This is a genomic window from Klebsiella sp. 10, assembly GCF_018223925.1.
GTDB classification, from domain to species: domain Bacteria; phylum Pseudomonadota; class Gammaproteobacteria; order Enterobacterales; family Enterobacteriaceae; genus Klebsiella; species Klebsiella pneumoniae.
The window spans coordinates 265059-282404 of sequence record NZ_JAGRRB010000014.1 but is presented as its reverse complement, the minus strand read 5'-3'; the positions used below and the strand labels follow the sequence as shown (position 1 = coordinate 282404).

Genomic DNA, 17346 nt, shown 5'->3' with positions numbered 1-17346 from the left:
AATGAGGTAATGCATGGCGAGTTTCCCACAGGGATTTTTATGGGGCGGCGCACTGGCCGCCAACCAGTCTGAAGGCGCTTATCTTGAAGGCGGTAAGGGGCTGACCACCGTGGATACCCTTCCCCACGGCGCCCATCGCCTGCCGGTAAAATTAGGCCTGGAGAAGCGCTTTACGCTGCGTGAAGACGAATTTTACCCCAGCCACCAGGCGATCGATTTTTACCATCGCTATAAAGAAGATATCGCCCTGATGGCCGAGATGGGGTTCAGCGTCTTTCGCACCTCCATCGCCTGGAGCCGCCTGTTCCCACGCGGCGACGAACAGCAGCCGAATCCGCAGGGCATCGCCTTCTATCGCTCACTGTTCGAGGAGTGCAAAAAGCACGGTATCGAGCCGCTGGTCACCCTGTGCCATTTTGACGTGCCGATGCATCTGGTGATGGAGTACGGCTCCTGGCGCAACCGCAAAATGGTGGATTTTTTCAGCCACTACGCCCGCACCTGCTTTGAAGCTTTTGACGGCCTGGTGAAATACTGGCTCACCTTCAATGAAATCAACATCATGCTGCACAGCCCCTACTCCGGCGCCGGTCTGGTGTTTGAGGAGGGAGAAAATCAAGAGCAGGTGAAGTATCAGGCCGCGCATCACGAGCTGGTGGCCAGCGCGCTGGCGACGAAAATCGCCCATGAGATTAACCCGCAAAATCAGGTCGGCTGTATGCTGGCCGGCGGTAATTTCTACCCTTACTCCTGCAAGCCGGAAGATGTATGGATGGCGCTGGAGAAGGACCGCGAAAACCTGTTCTTTATCGATGTCCAGGCCCGCGGCGCCTATCCGGTGTGGGCCGCGCGGGTGTTCCGGGAAAAAGGGGTCACGATTGCGAAACAGCCGGGCGATGACGAGATCCTCAAAAACACCGTCGATTTCGTCTCCTTTAGCTACTACGCGTCGCGCTGCGCCTCGGCGGAGATGAACGCCAGCAACACCAATGCCGCCAACATCGTCAAGTCGCTGAAGAACCCGCACATTCCGGCCAGCGAATGGGGCTGGGGCATCGACCCGCTGGGCCTGCGCATCACCATGAACATGATGTACGACCGCTATCAGAAACCGCTGTTCCTGGTGGAAAACGGGCTTGGCGCCCGCGATGAGATCGATGCCAATGGGGACATCAATGACGACTATCGCATCAGCTACCTGCGCGAGCACATCAGGGCGATGCGCGATGCTATCGGCGACGGCATTCCGGTGATGGGCTACACCAGCTGGGGCTGCATCGATCTGGTCTCGGCGTCCACCGGCGAGATGAGCAAGCGCTACGGCTTTGTCTATGTCGATCGCGACGATGCCGGCAACGGCACCCTGACGCGTAAGCGTAAAAAGTCATTCTTCTGGTACCAGAAGGTGATAGCCAGTAACGGCGCCGATCTCGACTAAGCACCCTCGCCCACGCGCGCCCGTTCCCCGCGATAACCGGGGGACGGACGTCGGCTATCTGTTGCATCCATTACATGCTTTTTTCTCGAGCCTGATTCCATTTTCTGGTTTGCCACCTGTTTACAATAACTGGTATTTTATCCAGTACTTTTACAGGGGTATCTTCAGCAAGGAGCACATCATGAGCGCACAGCACCCTACCGCAGCCAGAGGGATAGCCAGGGCCATTCGCCAGTTAACCGTGGGATATGTCAGAAAACGCCATGAGGACCGCAAAACGCGGGAGACGCGGCGCTACACCCGCCACGCGGCATTAAGCTTAAACGGCGACTGGCTGGAGCAGGCGGGGTTTCCGGTCGGCACGCAGGTCAGAGTCTCGGTGTCGCCCGGTAAATTAGTGATAGAGAATCTTGAGCTGGCAGCGCCGGGAACGGGGCTCCCTTCCGGCCAGTCGTGCGCCGGCGGAGAGCCCGGTTCGCCGCAGGGCTAGTCGTCCGCGGCCTCCAGCTGAGTAAAGCCGCCCTTGCCCTGCCAGCCTGCCAGCTGCTGATACACCCGGGCAACGGCCTCTTTCACCGGCTGGGTCATCGGATAATAAAAACCGACGATATCCGGCTGAATGCCGAGGAAAATCACCTCGCCGACGTCTTCTTTCAGCTGATCGACCAGATAGTTGAGCGGCATGTTATGGGTGGTCATCATAAACATCTCGGCGATGTCGTCGGGATCGATGATGCGAATGTCGCCGGGGTTTAGGCCCATATCGGTGGCATCGACAATCAGCAGGCGTTCGGGGCGTAATTCGCGGATCGCCACGATGTCGTTTTCCGGCGCGCTGCCGCCGTCGATGACCACCCACTGGCCGGCCGGGTTCGCCGCGCACATCTCCGCCAGCAGCGGGCCGGCGCCGTCGTCACCCATCATGCTGTTGCCGACACAGAGTAAAACGTCAGTCACGTAATCTCCTCACCATCAGGTAGATGGCGCTCTCCTGGTGAATATCATGCAGCATGCTGAGCAGGGTTTTGCTCCACGCCTGCTGCTGCGGGGTCTGCGCGGACTGCGCTTTATCAAAGGCGTTGGCCAGCATCGCCACATGACTGCTGTCGATGACGATTTCGCCATACTTCGGCACGCCCTCCATTTTGCGCCGCGCGGCGCTTCCGGCCTCAAGGGTGGCGATCCATGCCAGATACGCGTCCCACGGGCAGCTCAGCGCCGCCTCCAGACAGTCGATGACGCCGAGGTGGTGGCCAATCGCCAGGCTGTAATAGACCACCTGCTGCGCCTGATCCGGCGTGGCGTCGTTCTCATCAATAAATTTACGGCTCAGCTGACTGAACACCACCGTCTCGCTCATCGGATACGCGCCCCCTCGACCACCTGGTTGAGATGGGTGACGATCTCGGTCAGACGCGGATCTTTCTCCGCCTCCAGCCAGCGCAGCACCTGGCTGTCGCCCTGGCCAAGCAGACGCATATAGTCATCGGCAATCTGCCGTCCATAGCGATAGCCCGCCAGACGCCGCGCTTCGCGATCGATGCGCACCCGCAGAGGCTGCACCATATCTGCATGCAGCAGCTCGGTCGGCTGTTCGTCGAGCTCACCCGGCAGACGGGCATGAATTTTCTGCTCCAGCAGGCCAAGCGCCATGGCGAAGCCGTACAGCGTGGCGGCTGGCGTCGGCGGGCAGCCCGGAATATAGACGTCGACCGGTACGATTTTATCGGTACCGCCCCAGACGCAGTACAGGTCGTGGAAGATGCCGCCGCTGTTGCCGCAGGCGCCGTAGGAGATACAGATCTTCGGATCCGGCGCCGACTGCCAGGCGCGCAGCGCCGGGGAGCGCATCGCGCGAGTCACTGCCCCGGTAAACAACAGAATATCGGCATGGCGCGGCGAAGGCACCACCTTAATCCCGAAGCGTTCAGCGTCGAACAGCGGCGAAAGGGTGGCGAAAATTTCGATTTCGCAGCCGTTGCAGCCGCCACAGTCGACGCGGTAGACGTAGGCCGAACGTTTAATCTTTTTCAGTAGCGAGGCCTTCATGCTGGCGATGGATTCATCCACCGTCATCGGCACGGGAATGCCGTTTTCATCGCGCGGGCCAAGTAAAGTACTCATCAGCTGGCCTCCCTCATATGGCGGGTCAGTTCAATACGATCGGACGGCACCAGGCATTTCTGGCGCTTGCATTCCGGGCAGGTTTCGAAGCTTTCGCGGTGCAGCTCGGCGCGGGTATCGCCGTTATGCTTGAGCAGCGCGATGGCGTAGTCGATCTCCTTCTGCACCGCGAACGGACGCTGGCACTCCCGGCAGTGGCAGATAGCGAAGCGCGACTGCTGGAGGAAATCCTCTTTCTTCCACACCGCCAGCTCATACTCCGGCGACAGCTTAATCGCCGCCGTCGGGCACACCTCTTCACAGCGACCGCAGAAGATACAGCGCCCGAGGTTGAACTGCCACGCCAGCTGGTTAGTGGCCAGATCGATCTCGACCGTCAGGGCGTTCGACGGGCAGGCGTTCACGCAGGCCGCGCAGCCGATACACTGCTGTGGCGTATGCTCCGGCTTGCCGCGAAAGTTTTTGTCCACCGGCATCGGCTCCAGCGGGTAGGCGTGCGTCGCGGTGCCGGTCTTAATAACTTTTTTAATAAAGGTAAACATGGCGATTCCTTATTTCAGCGGCGAGTTTTTACGCTCGATGCTGTAGCGCTCCAGCTCTTTGTATGGCACCACTTTGCTCTTCTTCTTGCGTACATCGACCACGGTCATGCGGTCAGTACAGGAGTAGCACGGGTCGAGGCTGCCGATGATCAGCGGCGCATCGGAAACGGTGTTGCCGCGCAGCATATAGCGCAGGGTCGGCCAGTTGGCGTAAGTCGCCGCCCGGCAGCGCCAGCGGTACAGTTTCTGGTTGTCGCCGGTCATGCTCCAGTGGATATCGTCGCCGCGCGGCGCCTCGGAGAAGCCCAGCGCGAAGCGGTGCGGAATATAGGTGAACCCCTCCACCATCAGCGGGCCGCCCGGCAGGTTATCGAGACCGAAATCAATCATATTCAGCGCGGTGTAAACCTCGTTGATCCGCACCTTGAGGCGAGATATCACGTCGCAGCCCTGCTCGCTGTGGACTTCCATCGGCAGCAGGCCGTAACCGACAAACGGGTGGTCGGCGCGGGTGTCGCGGGCGTGGCCGCTGGCGCGCACCATCGGGCCTACGTTGCTGAAGTCGCGGGCGATTTCCGGGTCCAGACGGCCAATACCGACGGTACGCTGTTCCATATTCGGCGTGCTGAGCAGCATATCCACCAGCTCCTGCACGTCGCGCCGCATCTGCTGCGCCAGCTGACGGGTCTGGATCATGTCCTCTTTCAGCAGGTCGCGGCGGATCCCGCCGATCAGGTTCAGGCCGTAGGTTTTACGCGCGCCGGTAAGGATCTCTGCCATCTTCATCGAGGTTTCGCGCACGCGGAAGAACTGCATAAAGCCGGAGTCAAAGCCGGTAAAGTGGCAGGCCAGACCGAGGTTCAGCAGGTGCGAGTGCAGGCGTTCCACCTCCAGCAGAATGGCGCGGATCATCTGCGCCCGCTCCGGCACCACGATGCCCATCGCGTTCTCCACCGAGGTGGTGTAAGCGGTGCTGTGGGCGAAGCCGCAGATGCCGCACACCCGGTCCGACAGGAAGGTCACTTCGTTATAACCCATGCGGGTTTCCGCCAGCTTTTCCATTCCGCGATGGACGTAGAACAGGCGGTAGTCGGCGTCGATAATGTTCTCGCCGTCAACGAACAGGCGGAAGTGGCCAGGTTCATCAGAGGTGACGTGCAGCGGGCCAATCGGCACCACGTTGTTTTTCTTGCTGCCGAGCTCGTTAATAAACTCGTAGGTTTCGGCGTCGGTGGTCGGCGCCGGACGCTGGCGATAATCCATGCTGTCTTTGCGCAGCGGATAGAGTTCGTCCGGCCAGTCGTCCGGCAGCACCAGCCGGCGTTCGTCCGGCAGGCCGACCGGCACCAGGCCGTACATATCACGCACTTCGCGCTCGCCCCATACCGCCGCCGGGACGCGCGGCGTCACCGACGGGTATTCCGGTTTGTTGGCGTCCACTTCCACGCGCACGGTGATCCAGCATTTGGTGCCCTGCTCCATCGACAGCACGTAATAGACCGCGTAGTGGCCGTTGAGCTTACGTTCATCGTTGCCGAACAGCACCGACAGCCAGCCGCCCTGCTGGTAGTAGAGAAACTCCACCACTTCCGGCAGGTAATTGACCTTCACGGTGATGGTTAACTGGTCTTTGGTCTGCCAGGCTTCGTCCAGCACCACGCCGGGAAAGGCCTGGTGCAGCGCCGCAAGGTAGTGTTGACCGATTTTTTCTTCAGACATGCTCAAACTCTCTTAATCACGCCACCAGCAAGGAGACGAAAGCTAAAAAGGCGAAACCAAACCCGGCCCAGGTGACGCGGGAGGTGGCACAAAAACGCAGACGCGCCATGCTGTTTTCAAACAGCGCGATAATTAGCACCCCAACCACCAGCTTAACGATGGCGACCACCAGCGCCAGCAGCAGGCCGCCGACGCTGAAGCTGGTCATCTGGCCCCACGGAAAGAAGACCCCGACAAACATCTGCAGCACCACCAGCTGTTTGAGGCTGATGCCCCACTTCAGGATGCCAAAGCCGCTACCGCTGTATTCCGACAGCGGCCCTTCCTGCAGCTCCTGCTCCGCTTCCGCCAGATCGAACGGCAGTTTGCCCATCTCGATAAAGGTGGCGAAGGCGCAGGCGCATAACGCCAGAATCAGTGGAATGCTGCGCGCCGCCGGCCAGTGGTAAAGGGTATCGGTGATGGCGCTGATATGGGTCGAGCCGGCGACCTGCGCCGCCACCCACACGCCCAACAGCAGGATCGGCTCCACCAGCACGCCGAGCATCGCTTCGCGACTGCTGCCCAGCGCGGTAAACGGGCTGCCGGTGTCCAGACCGGAAATGGCAAAGAAGAAACGGGCGATGGCGAACAGGTAGATCAGGGTGATGAGATCCCCCAGCACCGGCAGCGGGGAGTCTACCGTCACCACCGGCAGCGCGGTGGCGATGGTCAGCATCACGCCCACCATGACGTACGGCGTCAGGCGAAACACCCAGCCCGAGGCGTCAGGACCGACGCTCTGGCGGCCCAGCAGTTTCAGGATATCGCGATACTCCTGCAGTACCCCCGGTCCACGGCGGTTATGCAGCCGCGCGCGGGCGACGCGAACGATCCCGGACAACAGCGGCGCGACGGCAAACAGCACCAGCGCCTGTAGCAATGCAATTAACAGACTCATTCTCAGGCTCCTCGCGAAATGACAATCACCACCAGCACCGCCAGCTCAACCAGCGCGATCCAGCGCAGCAGCGCCGGCGCCGAGGCCGATTGCCAGCCCGGCACCAGACGCACCGGGTTCAGCCAGTGACGCAGCTTCAGCAACGGCGCAAAGGCCTCTTTCACCGGCATGGCAAAGCCGTGGGCCGTTACCACCATCGACTGCTCGTGGTCGTAACCGCAGACCCACGCCGCGCCGCGCGAGCGCGCCGCCAGGCGATCGCCTTTAAAGAAGATCATCAGCAGGAACGGCTGCAGCGGGCAGGCAATAAGCAGCAGCGCGATCATCGGCTGCGACACCACGCTCGATACCTGAGCCTGCACCGGGAAGGCGCCGCTCACCAGCGGCAGCAGCCACGGCGCGGCGATGCCGCCAACGAGGCAGAACACCGCCGCCAGCACCACGCTCAGGGTCATCAGCCAGGGGGCGCAGGTAGCGTTTTCCGCCTCTTTCGTCCGCGGCGCGCCGAGGAAGGTCACGCCGTAGACTTTCGCCATACACATCACCGCCAGTGCGCCAGTGATCGCCAGGCCAACGGCCAGTAGCGGCCCCAGCAGACGGCCGATAAACAGGTCGCCAGTGCTCATTTTGAAGAAGGATTGATAGATAACCCACTCGCCGGCGAAGCCGTTCAGCGGCGGCAGGGCCGCCATTGCCATCAGCCCCACCAGCATGGCGAGGGAGATCAGCGGCATTTTTTTACCGATGCCGCCCAGCTTCTCGATATCGCGATGACCGGTGCGGAACCACACCGCTCCGGCACCGAGGAACAGCGTGGTTTTGAACAGGCTGTGGTTAATCAGGTGATACATGCCGCCGATAAAGCCCAGCACCATCAGCGTGCTGTTGCGGGTCGCCACGCCGGTGACGAAGGCGCCCAGCCCCAGCAGGATAATGCCGATATTCTCCAGGGTGTGATAGGCCAGCAGGCGCTGAATGTTATGCTCCATCAGCGCATACAGTCCGCCGATAAAGGCGGTGATCATCCCCAGCGCCAGCAGCATCACGCCCCACCACAGCGGCGGCACGCCGCCGGCCAGCGAAACGGTCAGCATGCCGTACAGACCAACCTTCATTACCACCGTGGAAAACAGCGCGGCGGCCGGCGCGCTGGCCCCGGCGTGAGCCTGCGGCGCCCAGCCGTGCAGCGGGATCGCCCCGGCCAGCAGGGCGAACCCCACCAGACCCGGCAGCCAGAGCAGCGGGTTCTGCATCATATCCACCGCCTGAAGGTTGATCTGCGCCAGCTCGAGGGTGCCGTAGGTTGACCACACCAGCCAGCAGGTCCAGGCCATCAGCAGAGTACCGAGACGCCCCAGGGCAAACCACAGCTTACCGGAGGCGGCGCAGCCGGTGAGAAACGCCGCGCAGAGCGCCATGATCTCCGCCATCACCACCAGTGAACCGATATTGGTCACCACCACCGCGCAGGTCGCGGCGGCCAGCAGCAGGTTGACCAGCGGGCCGTTGGCCTTCACCTGCGGGTGGCGATGCCAGCTAATATTAAACAGCGACACCGGCAGCGCCGACAGGCCGATGGCCAGCAGCCACAGCGCGTTGACGCCCCCCACCCGTATCGTCAGGTGGAGAAACTGCAGCATGCCGCCGTGGATCCGCTCCGGCATCAGCAGCGCGGCGCCGCCGGCGACCACCAGCATGGCGCTGGCCACCGCGCCGCCGATCCCGGCAATGGCGCCGCTGAGCGGTTTGCGCATGGCAAACAGAAAGGCCAGTACGGCGCTGGCGGCATACCACGCCACCGCCTGATTCACTAATCCAATTACACTCATTCCCTCTCCCCCTGTTGCGCCTGGAACAGCGACAAGTCGCCAAGGTCGGTATTAAAGGTCAGCTGGCGTTTACGCTTGCTGGCCTGGGCGATATCACGGCTATCCACCAGCATCAGCGCGTTGGTCGGACAGGTCCGCACGCAGGCCGGGCCCTGGTCATCGAAGTGGCAGAGGTCGCATTTCACGGCAATAGCGCGCACGCCCGGTACCCAGTCGAGCAGCGAGCTGACGCGCGCCGGCGCCGGCGGCGCGGGGGGCGCCAGCCGGGTATTGGCATTCGCCGGGATATCCAGCGGGCGGCTGCCGGAAAATTCAATGGCGCCGAACGGGCAGGCAATGCCGCACAGTTTGCAGCTTACGCACAGGCTCTCGTTGAGCTGGACCGCGCCATCGACGCGCTGGATGGCGTTAACCGGGCAGACGGTGGCGCAGGGAGCATCTTCACAGTGGTGGCACATCTGCGGTGCCGATTCTTTTTCATTACGCATCACCTGCAGCCGCGGCATAGCCTGCAGGCCGTGCTGGCGATGCGTCTCAGAGCAGGCGGCTTCGCAGGTGCGGCAGCCGATACAGACAGTGGAGTCAGCAATTACAAAACGGTTCACCGGGTCATCCTCGGGTGAAAGTCATTTTTGACGAAATCAGGTTGCGCAGGTGTCATTTTCGACACGTGTCGACACCTTACGATCAGTGGGTCAGCGCCAGATGGCTTAAATCCACCGGTTGGTCTTGTTCCATGGCGTCATACAGACGGTCATAGACGGTGGCGATAATCGCCAGATAGTGCTCCAGCACCTGGTCGCGGGAGCGGTTGCTGATGCGGCCGTCCACCGTGCCATCCATTGCGAGGGTGGCCTGAGCAATCAGATACTTATCACCGCCGTTTTTGTTTTCGACGTAGTACTCGATGGTGTGGCTGTTGAAGCCTTCCGCGAGAGCGACGAACACCTGAAAATGGCCGAACAGCACGAAGCACAGCTCTTTGTCCGGCGCGCAGCTCATCGCGTGATGCAGGCGGGCCTTCGACAAGGTGATCCCCTGAACCAGCGAGTTACAGTAGATGTGCCACTGCTCCTGCTGCTGCCGGTGACGGTCGGCGATGTAATCCGCCTTTTCACTTATTTCCCAAATAGTCATATCGGTTTCTCCGTAGCATGAGATGCACCCTCTAAGCATTTTTCATGCCAGATTTTATTTAATTGATTTAACTATGTTTTTATATCGACCTCTGCCGATACGACATGTCGATGACAGCCCCGGGGCGTCGACATCGACATTGACTGCCACGACGATTTCATTCTGGCATCGTTATTGCATAGAAGGCGCATCGCGATACGGAGGCGACTATGCACGAAATCACCCTCAGCCAGCGGGCGCTGGAAATTATTGAACAACAGGCGCAGCAGGCCGGCGCGCGGCGGGTTACCGGCGTGTGGCTCAAGGTCGGCGCATTTTCCTGCGTGGAAGCCAGCGCCCTGACCTTCTGCTTTGAGCTGGTCTGCCGCGGCACGCTGGCGGAGGGGTGCGAACTGCATATCGCCGAACAACAGGCTGAATGCTGGTGCGATCGCTGTCAGCAGTACGTCCATCTTGTCTCGCAGCACGTTCGCCGCTGCCCGCACTGCAATAACGACCAGCTGCAGATCGTGGCGGATGATGGCTTACAGATTCAGCGTTTAGAATTGGAGTAAATTATGTGTACAACATGCGGCTGTGGCGAAGGCAACCTCTATATTGAAGGAGACGAACGAAACCCGCATTCCGCGTTCCGCAGCGCCCCCTTCGCGCCCGCCCCACGCCAGACGATGACCATCACCGGTGTCAAAACCGACCACTTCGCCCCCACCCGCACGCCAGAGGGCGACCTGCATTACGGCCACGGCGAAGCGGGTACCCACGCCCCGGGGCAGAGCCAGCGGCGGATGCTGGAAGTGGAGATCGACGTGCTGGATAAAAACAACCGCCTGGCGGCACGCAACCGCGCACGCTTCGCAGCAAAACAGCAGCTGGTGCTGAATCTGGTTTCCAGCCCCGGCTCCGGCAAAACCACCCTGCTCACCGAAACCCTCACCCGGCTGAAAGGACGCGCCGACTGCGCGGTGATTGAAGGCGATCAGCAAACGGTCAATGACGCCGCCCGCATTCGCGCCACCGGCACCCCGGCGATTCAGGTCAATACCGGGAAAGGCTGCCATCTCGACGCCCAGATGATCGCCGACGCCGCCCCGCGCCTGCCGCTGGCTGACCGCGGCATTCTGTTTATCGAAAACGTCGGCAACCTGGTCTGCCCGGCCAGCTTTGATCTCGGCGAGCGCCATAAGGTGGCGGTGCTGTCGGTCACCGAAGGCGAAGACAAACCGCTGAAGTATCCGCATATGTTCGCCGCCGCCAGCCTGATGCTGCTCAACAAAGTCGACCTGCTGCCGTATCTCAATTTCGACGTTGAGCGGTGCCTGGCCTGCGCCCGCGAGGTCAATCCGCATATTGAAATTATTCTTGTCTCCGCCACCAGCGGCGAAGGCATGGAGCAATGGCTCACCTGGCTGGAGACGCAGCGATGTGCATAGGCATTCCGGGACAAATTTGCGCCATCGACGGCGTGCTGGCGAAGGTGGAAGTTTGCGGTATTCAGCGCGACGTCGACCTGACGCTGGTCGGCGCCGTTGATGAGCAGGGCCAGCCGCGGCTCGGCCAGTGGGTGCTGGTGCACGTCGGCTTCGCCATGAGCGTCATTAATGAAGCCGAAGCCCGCGACACCCTCGAGGCGCTGCAAAATATGTTTGACGTGGAGCCGGACGTCGGCGCGCTGCTGTACGGCGAGGAGCGATAATGCGTTACGTAGATGAATACCGCGCCCCCGAACAGGTGATGCAGCTGGTGGCCCATCTTCAGCAGCGTGCTCGTCTGCTGCCGCACACCGCCGCGCGACCGCTGCGCATCATGGAGGTCTGCGGCGGCCATACCCATGCCATTTTTAAATTCGGGCTCGACCAGCTGTTGCCGGAGAACATCGAATTTATTCATGGTCCCGGCTGCCCGGTGTGCGTCCTGCCGATGGGGCGCATCGACGCCTGCATTGAGATTGCCAGCCGCCCGGGAGTGATCTTCTGCACCTTCGGCGACGCCATGCGCGTGCCGGGTAAAAACGGCTCGCTTCTGCAGGCGAAAGCCCGCGGCGCCGATGTCCGCATCGTTTACTCGCCGATGGACGCTCTGCGGCTGGCGCAGCAAAATCCGCAGCGCGAGGTGGTCTTTTTTGGTCTTGGTTTCGAAACCACCATGCCCGCTACCGCTCTGACCCTGCGTCAGGCGCGAGAGCGCAACGTCGATAACTTCTACTTTTTCTGCCAGCACATCACCCTGCTGCCGACCCTGCGCAGCCTGCTGGACCAGCCGGACAACAGTATCGACGCCTTTCTCGCCCCGGGCCACGTCAGTATGGTGATCGGCACCGAGGCCTACGGCTTTATCGCCAGCGACTATCACCGTCCTTTAGTGGTCGCCGGTTTCGAACCGCTTGATCTACTGCAAGGCGCGGTGATGCTGGTTGAGCAGACAATAGCGCAGCGCAGCGATGTGGAAAATCAGTACCGTCGCGTGGTGCCGGATGCCGGCAACCCGCTGGCGCAGGCGGCGATGGCCGACGTCTTCCGCCTGGATGGCGACAGCGAATGGCGCGGCCTGGGGGTCATCAGCGACTCCGGCGTGCAGCTTACGCCAGCCTATCAGCGCTTCGATGCCGAGGCGCATTTTCGCCCGGCGCCGCAGCGCGTGTGCGACGACCCGCGCGCCCGCTGCGGCGAGGTGCTGACCGGCCGCTGTAAACCGCACCAGTGCCCGCTCTTCGCCAGCACCTGCAATCCGCAAAGCGCCTTTGGCGCGCTAATGGTCTCCTCTGAAGGGGCCTGCGCCGCCTGGTATCAATATCGCAGTCAGGAAAATGAAGTATGAAAAGCGTCCAGTTAGCCCACGGTAGCGGGGGACAGGCAATGCAGCAGCTGATCGGCGACCTGTTTATGCAGGCCTTCGCCAACCCCTGGCTGGCGGAGCAGGAGGATCAGGCGCGCCTCGATCTGGCGGCGCTCGCCGCCCAGGGAGACCGCCTCGCCTTCTCCACCGACAGCTACGTGATTGACCCGCTGTTCTTTCCCGGCGGCAATATCGGCAAGCTGGCCGTCTGCGGTACCGCCAACGATGTGGCGGTCAGCGGCGCCATCCCGCGCTATCTTTCCTGCGGCTTTATTCTCGAAGAGGGGCTGGAGATGGCCACCCTGGAAGCGGTGGTCGCCAGCATGGCCGACACCGCCCGGGCGGCAGGGATCGCCATCGTCACCGGCGACACTAAAGTGGTGCCGCGCGGCGCGGCGGATAAGCTGTTTATTAACACCGCCGGCATCGGCGCCATCCCGGCGGACGTTCACTGGGGGACGCAGCAGATTAGCGCCGGTGATGTGCTGCTGGTCAGCGGCACGCTGGGGGATCATGGCGCCACCATCCTTAACCTGCGCGAGCAGATGGGGCTGGACGGCGCGCTGTCCAGCGACTGCGCGGTGCTGACGCCGCTTATCCAGACCCTGCGTCCGCTGAGCGGAGTGAAAGCCCTGCGCGACGCCACCCGCGGCGGGGTTAACGCGGTCGCCCATGAGTTCGCCGCCGCCAGCGGCTGCGGCATCGAACTGCAGGAGGCAACGCTGCCGGTCAACGACACGGTGCGCGGCGTCTGCGAGCTGCTTGGTCTGGACGCCCTGAACTTCGCCAATGAAGGCAAGCTGGTGCTCGCCGTCGCCCGCGACGAGGCGGAAAACGTGCTGGCGCATTTGCGGTCTCACGCGTTAGGACGCGATGCGGCGATAATCGGCGAAGTGGTCGTCCGCCCGGGCGTACGTTCCGTTGGGCTGTACGGCGTGAAGCGGACGCTCGATCTTCCCCACGCCGAACCGCTGCCGAGAATTTGTTAACGACGGCGTCGGGTCCCGGATAGCGGCTGGCGCCTTTTCCGGGCTACAAAACTGCGCGCACATGTAGCCCGGCTAAGCGCAGCGCGAGCCGGGAAAAAGCCAGCGTAATTATTTTGCCCAAACCAGCGGGCGCCCATGGATGGGTTAAAGCGGTAATAACCGCTTTATTAACATACTATTATTTGTACCATCATTTTCTTATGCGCCGCGTTGTCGGCGCGTTTTGGACGTAAGCAATGTCGTATACACCGATGAGCGATCTCGGCCAGCAGGGGCTGTTCGATATCACCCGGCTTTTATTACAGCAGCCCGATCTGGCCGCGCTAAGCGAAACCCTGACCCGTCTGGTGCAACAGTCCGCGCTGGCCGATGAGGCGGCCATCATCCTGTGGAACGCGGGTAATCACCGCGCGGCCAGGTACGCTTGCGATGAGGCCGGCCATCCGGTAAGCTACGAGGATGAAACCGTCCTGGCCCACGGTCCGGTGCGTCGCTTACTCTCCCGGCCGGATGCCCTGCATTGCGATCATGAAACCTTTGCCGACACCTGGCCGCAGCTTATCCGCAGCGGACTGTATCGTCCGTTCGGTTACTACTCGCTGCTGCCGCTGGCGGCGGACGGGCGGATCTTCGGCGGCTGCGAATTCCTCCGCCGTGACAACCGGCCGTGGAGCGAGAAAGAGTTCCAGCGGCTGCATACCTTCGCGCAGATCGTCGCCGTCGTCACCGAACAGATTCAGAACCGGGTCAGCAATAACGTCGATTACGATCTGCTGTGCCACGAGCGCGACAACTTTCGCATCCTGGTGGCGATCACCAACGCGGTGCTCTCGCGACTGGATATCGACGAGCTGGTCAGCGAGGTGGCGAAAGAGATCCATCGCTACTTCCGGATCGACGCCATCAGCGTGGTGCTGCGCAGCGACCGCAAGGGGAAGCTCAACATCTATTCCACGCATTATCTTGACGCCAGCCACCCGGTTCACGACCAGAGCGAGGTGGATGAAGCCGGCACCCTCACCGAGCGCGTGTTCAAAAGCAAAGAGATGCTGCTGCTTAATCTGCACGAGCATGACACTCTCGCGCCGTATGAGAAAATGCTCTTCGAGATGTGGGGCAATAAGATCCAGACCCTGTGCCTGCTGCCGCTGATGTCCGGCAATACCCTGCTCGGGGTGCTTAAGCTGGCGCAGTGCGACGAACAGGTCTTCACCACCACCAATCTCAAGCTGCTGCGGCAGATCGCCGAGCGGGTGTCGATCGCTATCGATAACGCCCTCGCCTACCGCGAAATTCAGCGCCTGAAAGAGCGGCTGGTGGATGAGAACCTCGCCCTCACCGAGCAGCTCAATAATGTCGAGAGCGAATTCGGGGAGATTATCGGCCGCAGCGAGGCGATGAACAATGTGCTCAAGCAGGTAGAGATGGTGGCGCACAGCGACAGCACCGTGCTGATCCTCGGCGAAACCGGCACCGGCAAAGAGCTTATCGCCCGCGCTATCCACAACCTCAGCGGACGCAACGGTCGGCGGATGGTGAAGATGAACTGCGCGGCGATGCCCGCCGGGCTGCTGGAGAGCGATCTGTTCGGCCACGAACGCGGCGCGTTCACCGGGGCCAGCGCCCAGCGTATCGGCCGCTTCGAACTGGCGGACAAAAGCTCCCTGTTCCTCGATGAAGTGGGCGATATGCCGCTGGAACTGCAGCCCAAACTGCTGCGCGTCCTCCAGGAGCAGGAGTTCGAACGTCTGGGGAGCAACAAGCTGATTCAGACCGACGTTCGATTGATCGCCGCCACCAACCGCGATCTCAAGCAGATGGTTATCGACAGGGAATTCCGCAGCGATCTCTACTACCGGCTCAACGTGTTCCCGATCCACCTGCCGCCGCTGCGCGAACGTCCCGACGATATCCCGCTGCTGGTGAAGGCGTTTACCTTTAAAATCGCCCGCCGCATGGGGCGCAATATCGACAGCATTCCGGCGGAAACCCTGCGCACTCTGACGCGTATGGAGTGGCCGGGCAACGTGCGCGAGCTGGAAAACGTTATCGAACGGGCGGTATTGCTCACCCGCGGCAACGTACTGCAGCTCTCCCTGCCGGAGCGGGATATCGTGGAAGCCCCGCGGACGCCGGCGGTCCTGCCTGAGGAAGGTGAGGATGAATATCAGCTGATCGTCCGGGTGCTGAAGGAGAGCAACGGCGTGGTGGCCGGGCCGAAAGGCGCCGCCCAGCGGCTGGGGCTCAAGCGCACCACGCTCCTGTCACGCATGAAGCGGCTGGGTATTAATAAAGACGAACTGGTGTAACCTCGCGCGCTCCCCCTTTCCGCGCCGGTGAGAGGGAGCGCTGGCGCAGCGCGCTATTTATCGCTGGTAAAACCGTTGCTGGTCGCCAGTTCGGCAAACCACAGCGCATTGCGTTTTATCTGTCGCTCGCCGGTCTCCAGATCCAGTCGCCAGAAGCCGTAGCGCCGTTTGAAGGCATTGATCCACGACCAGTTGTCGATAAACGTCCACTGGTGCACGCCAAAGCAGTTCGCGCCGTCGGCTATCGCCCGGTGCAGCTGCACCAGATGCTCCTCCATCAGCTGGATGCGGAAAGTATCGTTTATCACCCCGTCCGCCCCGGGCTCGCCCTCTGATTGTCGATCCATCGCGATGCCGATTTCCGCGAGATACCACTTAATATTGCCGTAGTTATCGCGAATATTGGCGGCAATGTCATAGATCGCCTGCGGCAGGATCTCGTTGTTATCACGATAAGGATTAAAGCGGCCCTGCGGGTTCACCGCGTTTTCGAAATAGTATTCCGGGGTGAAATAATCGAGGTCATATTCGCTCTCACGCGCTTTTACCCGCCGCGGCACGTAATAGTTTACCCCAAGAAAATCGATATCCGCGCTGAGGATCAACGCCGCGTCGTCTTTGCTGGTCGTCGGCAGGCAGTCGTGGGCGGCAAGGATCTCGCACAGCGCTTTGGGGAATTCATGTTTTACCAGCGGGTCAAGGAAGCTGCGGTTAAAAAACAGGTCGGCATACCCGGCGGCTTTTTTATCCGCGTCGCTGTCGGTGAGAGTATAGCTCGGGGTCAGGTTGAGCACCACGCCGATCTCGCCCGCCAGCGCCAGTTCACGATAAGCCGTTACCGCTTTGGCGTGCGCCAGCATAATGTTAAACGCCACCTGCGCCGCCAGCCGACCATCTTTCTTACACGGATAGTGGAAGTCGTACAGGTAGCCTCCCTCAACCGGCACAATCGGCTCGTTGAAGGTTATCCAGTATTTAACCTTATGGCCAAACAGGCTAAAGGCGGTGCGGGCAAAGCGGGCAAACAGCTCGGCTACGTGCGCCGATTCAAAGCCGCCGTACTGTTTCTGCAGCGCTTCCGGCATATCAAAGTGGTAGAGATTGATCATCGGCTCAATGCCGTTAGCGATCATCTCATCCAGATAGGCGTGATAAAAACGCACCGCGTCCGGGTCCGGCGCGCCGGTTTCCAAATCAGCGATCAGTCGTGACCACTGTATCGAGGTACGAAATGAGTTGAAGCCGGTCTGTTTCATCAGCGCCACGTCCTGCGGATACTGATGATAAGTATCACACACGGTCTGCGGCCCTACCTGCTGATAAAATCGCTCCGGCTGTTCGGCAAACCAACTGTCCCAGATGGAACGATGGCGCTTATTGGTGACCCCTTCCGTTTGCGGGCCGGACGCCGCCGCCCCCCACAGGAACCCTTGCGGAAACTGATACTGCTGCATAACCTCTCCTTCGAAAAAAGGCTGCGCCCGTCT

At 61.1% G+C, this 17346-nt stretch carries 18 protein-coding genes; 8 read left to right on the top strand and 10 right to left on the bottom strand.

The annotated features are described in order from the left end of the window. The first annotated feature begins 13 nt into the window (after window positions 1-13). Both KHQ26_RS17165 and KHQ26_RS17160 read left to right on the top strand, forming a co-directional pair. On the top strand, window positions 14-1438 hold the full coding sequence (locus KHQ26_RS17165; RefSeq protein WP_004174684.1) for a 6-phospho-beta-glucosidase: 1425 nt from the start codon (window positions 14-16) through the stop codon (window positions 1436-1438). Window positions 1439-1619: 181 nt separating this feature from the next. Next, a complete protein-coding gene (locus KHQ26_RS17160) occupies window positions 1620-1928 on the top strand; it encodes a SymE family type I addiction module toxin (RefSeq protein ID WP_002914883.1) in 309 nt (102 codons plus the stop codon). Here KHQ26_RS17160 and hycI read toward each other — a convergent pair. The 9 genes from hycI to hycA form a co-directional block, all read right to left on the bottom strand. Then, entirely contained in the window at window positions 1925-2395 is a 471-nt protein-coding gene (gene hycI, locus KHQ26_RS17155; RefSeq protein ID WP_004174683.1) for a hydrogenase maturation peptidase HycI, read from the bottom strand. The two genes, KHQ26_RS17160 and hycI, sit on opposite strands and share 4 nt — an antisense overlap. Next, entirely contained in the window at window positions 2388-2798 is a 411-nt protein-coding gene (locus tag KHQ26_RS17150) for a formate hydrogenlyase maturation HycH family protein (protein ID WP_002914887.1), read from the bottom strand. Before KHQ26_RS17150 ends, hycI begins: the two co-directional genes overlap by 8 nt. Next, window positions 2795-3562, bottom strand: coding sequence for an NADH-quinone oxidoreductase subunit B family protein (locus KHQ26_RS17145; protein WP_002914891.1), 768 nt, complete (start codon window positions 3560-3562; stop codon window positions 2795-2797). The genes KHQ26_RS17150 and KHQ26_RS17145 overlap by 4 nt, the downstream gene beginning before the upstream one ends. Further along, entirely contained in the window at window positions 3562-4104 is a 543-nt protein-coding gene (locus KHQ26_RS17140; protein ID WP_002914893.1) for a formate hydrogenlyase complex iron-sulfur subunit, read from the bottom strand. Before KHQ26_RS17140 ends, KHQ26_RS17145 begins: the two co-directional genes overlap by 1 nt. 9 nt (window positions 4105-4113) lie before the next feature. Then, on the bottom strand, window positions 4114-5823 hold the full coding sequence (gene hycE / locus KHQ26_RS17135; RefSeq protein WP_004151044.1) for a formate hydrogenlyase subunit HycE: 1710 nt from the start codon (window positions 5821-5823) through the stop codon (window positions 4114-4116). Window positions 5824-5839: 16 nt separating this feature from the next. Then, window positions 5840-6763 (bottom strand): respiratory chain complex I subunit 1 family protein, encoded by a 924-nt coding sequence (locus KHQ26_RS17130; protein ID WP_032410519.1) that lies wholly within the window; start codon window positions 6761-6763, stop codon window positions 5840-5842. A 2-nt stretch (window positions 6764-6765) separates the two neighbouring features. Further along, complete coding sequence (hycC, locus tag KHQ26_RS17125) at window positions 6766-8592, bottom strand: formate hydrogenlyase subunit 3 (protein WP_004174681.1); 1827 nt, start codon at window positions 8590-8592, stop codon at window positions 6766-6768. After that, window positions 8589-9197, bottom strand: coding sequence for a 4Fe-4S dicluster domain-containing protein (locus tag KHQ26_RS17120; protein WP_004151047.1), 609 nt, complete (start codon window positions 9195-9197; stop codon window positions 8589-8591). The genes hycC and KHQ26_RS17120 overlap by 4 nt, the downstream gene beginning before the upstream one ends. A gap of 82 nt (window positions 9198-9279) precedes the next feature. Then, entirely contained in the window at window positions 9280-9729 is a 450-nt protein-coding gene (hycA, locus tag KHQ26_RS17115) for a formate hydrogenlyase regulator HycA (RefSeq protein WP_002914925.1), read from the bottom strand. 209 nt (window positions 9730-9938) lie between these two features. Between hycA and hypA the strand changes: the two genes are divergently transcribed. The 6 genes from hypA to flhA all read left to right on the top strand — a co-directional run bounded on the left by hypA (window position 9939) and on the right by flhA (window position 15859). Beyond that, on the top strand, window positions 9939-10283 hold the full coding sequence (gene hypA / locus KHQ26_RS17110) for a hydrogenase maturation nickel metallochaperone HypA (protein WP_002914928.1): 345 nt from the start codon (window positions 9939-9941) through the stop codon (window positions 10281-10283). 3 nt (window positions 10284-10286) lie between these two features. Then, the gene (gene hypB / locus KHQ26_RS17105) at window positions 10287-11159 is read left to right on the top strand and encodes a hydrogenase nickel incorporation protein HypB (RefSeq protein WP_004181043.1); all 873 of its coding nucleotides are present in this window, start codon (window positions 10287-10289) and stop codon (window positions 11157-11159) included. Next, window positions 11150-11422, top strand: a complete 273-nt coding sequence (locus KHQ26_RS17100) for a HypC/HybG/HupF family hydrogenase formation chaperone (protein WP_002914934.1) — start codon at window positions 11150-11152, stop codon at window positions 11420-11422. The genes hypB and KHQ26_RS17100 overlap by 10 nt, the downstream gene beginning before the upstream one ends. Beyond that, window positions 11422-12543, top strand: coding sequence for a hydrogenase formation protein HypD (hypD, locus tag KHQ26_RS17095; protein ID WP_004174679.1), 1122 nt, complete (start codon window positions 11422-11424; stop codon window positions 12541-12543). Before KHQ26_RS17100 ends, hypD begins: the two co-directional genes overlap by 1 nt. Continuing rightward, window positions 12540-13550 carry a hydrogenase expression/formation protein HypE gene (gene hypE, locus KHQ26_RS17090; RefSeq protein WP_004174678.1) on the top strand — a complete coding sequence of 337 codons (1011 nt, stop codon included), beginning with the start codon at window positions 12540-12542 and terminating at the stop codon, window positions 13548-13550. Before hypD ends, hypE begins: the two co-directional genes overlap by 4 nt. Window positions 13551-13786: 236 nt before the next feature. Then, window positions 13787-15859: a formate hydrogenlyase transcriptional activator FlhA gene (gene flhA / locus KHQ26_RS17085; protein ID WP_004174677.1), complete on the top strand. Its 2073-nt coding sequence runs from the start codon at window positions 13787-13789 to the stop codon at window positions 15857-15859. A 53-nt stretch (window positions 15860-15912) separates the two neighbouring features. Here flhA and KHQ26_RS17080 read toward each other — a convergent pair whose 3' ends face one another. Continuing rightward, window positions 15913-17313: a glycoside hydrolase family 1 protein gene (locus tag KHQ26_RS17080; RefSeq protein ID WP_004174676.1), complete on the bottom strand. Its 1401-nt coding sequence runs from the start codon at window positions 17311-17313 to the stop codon at window positions 15913-15915. Window positions 17314-17346: the final 33 nt, after the last annotated feature.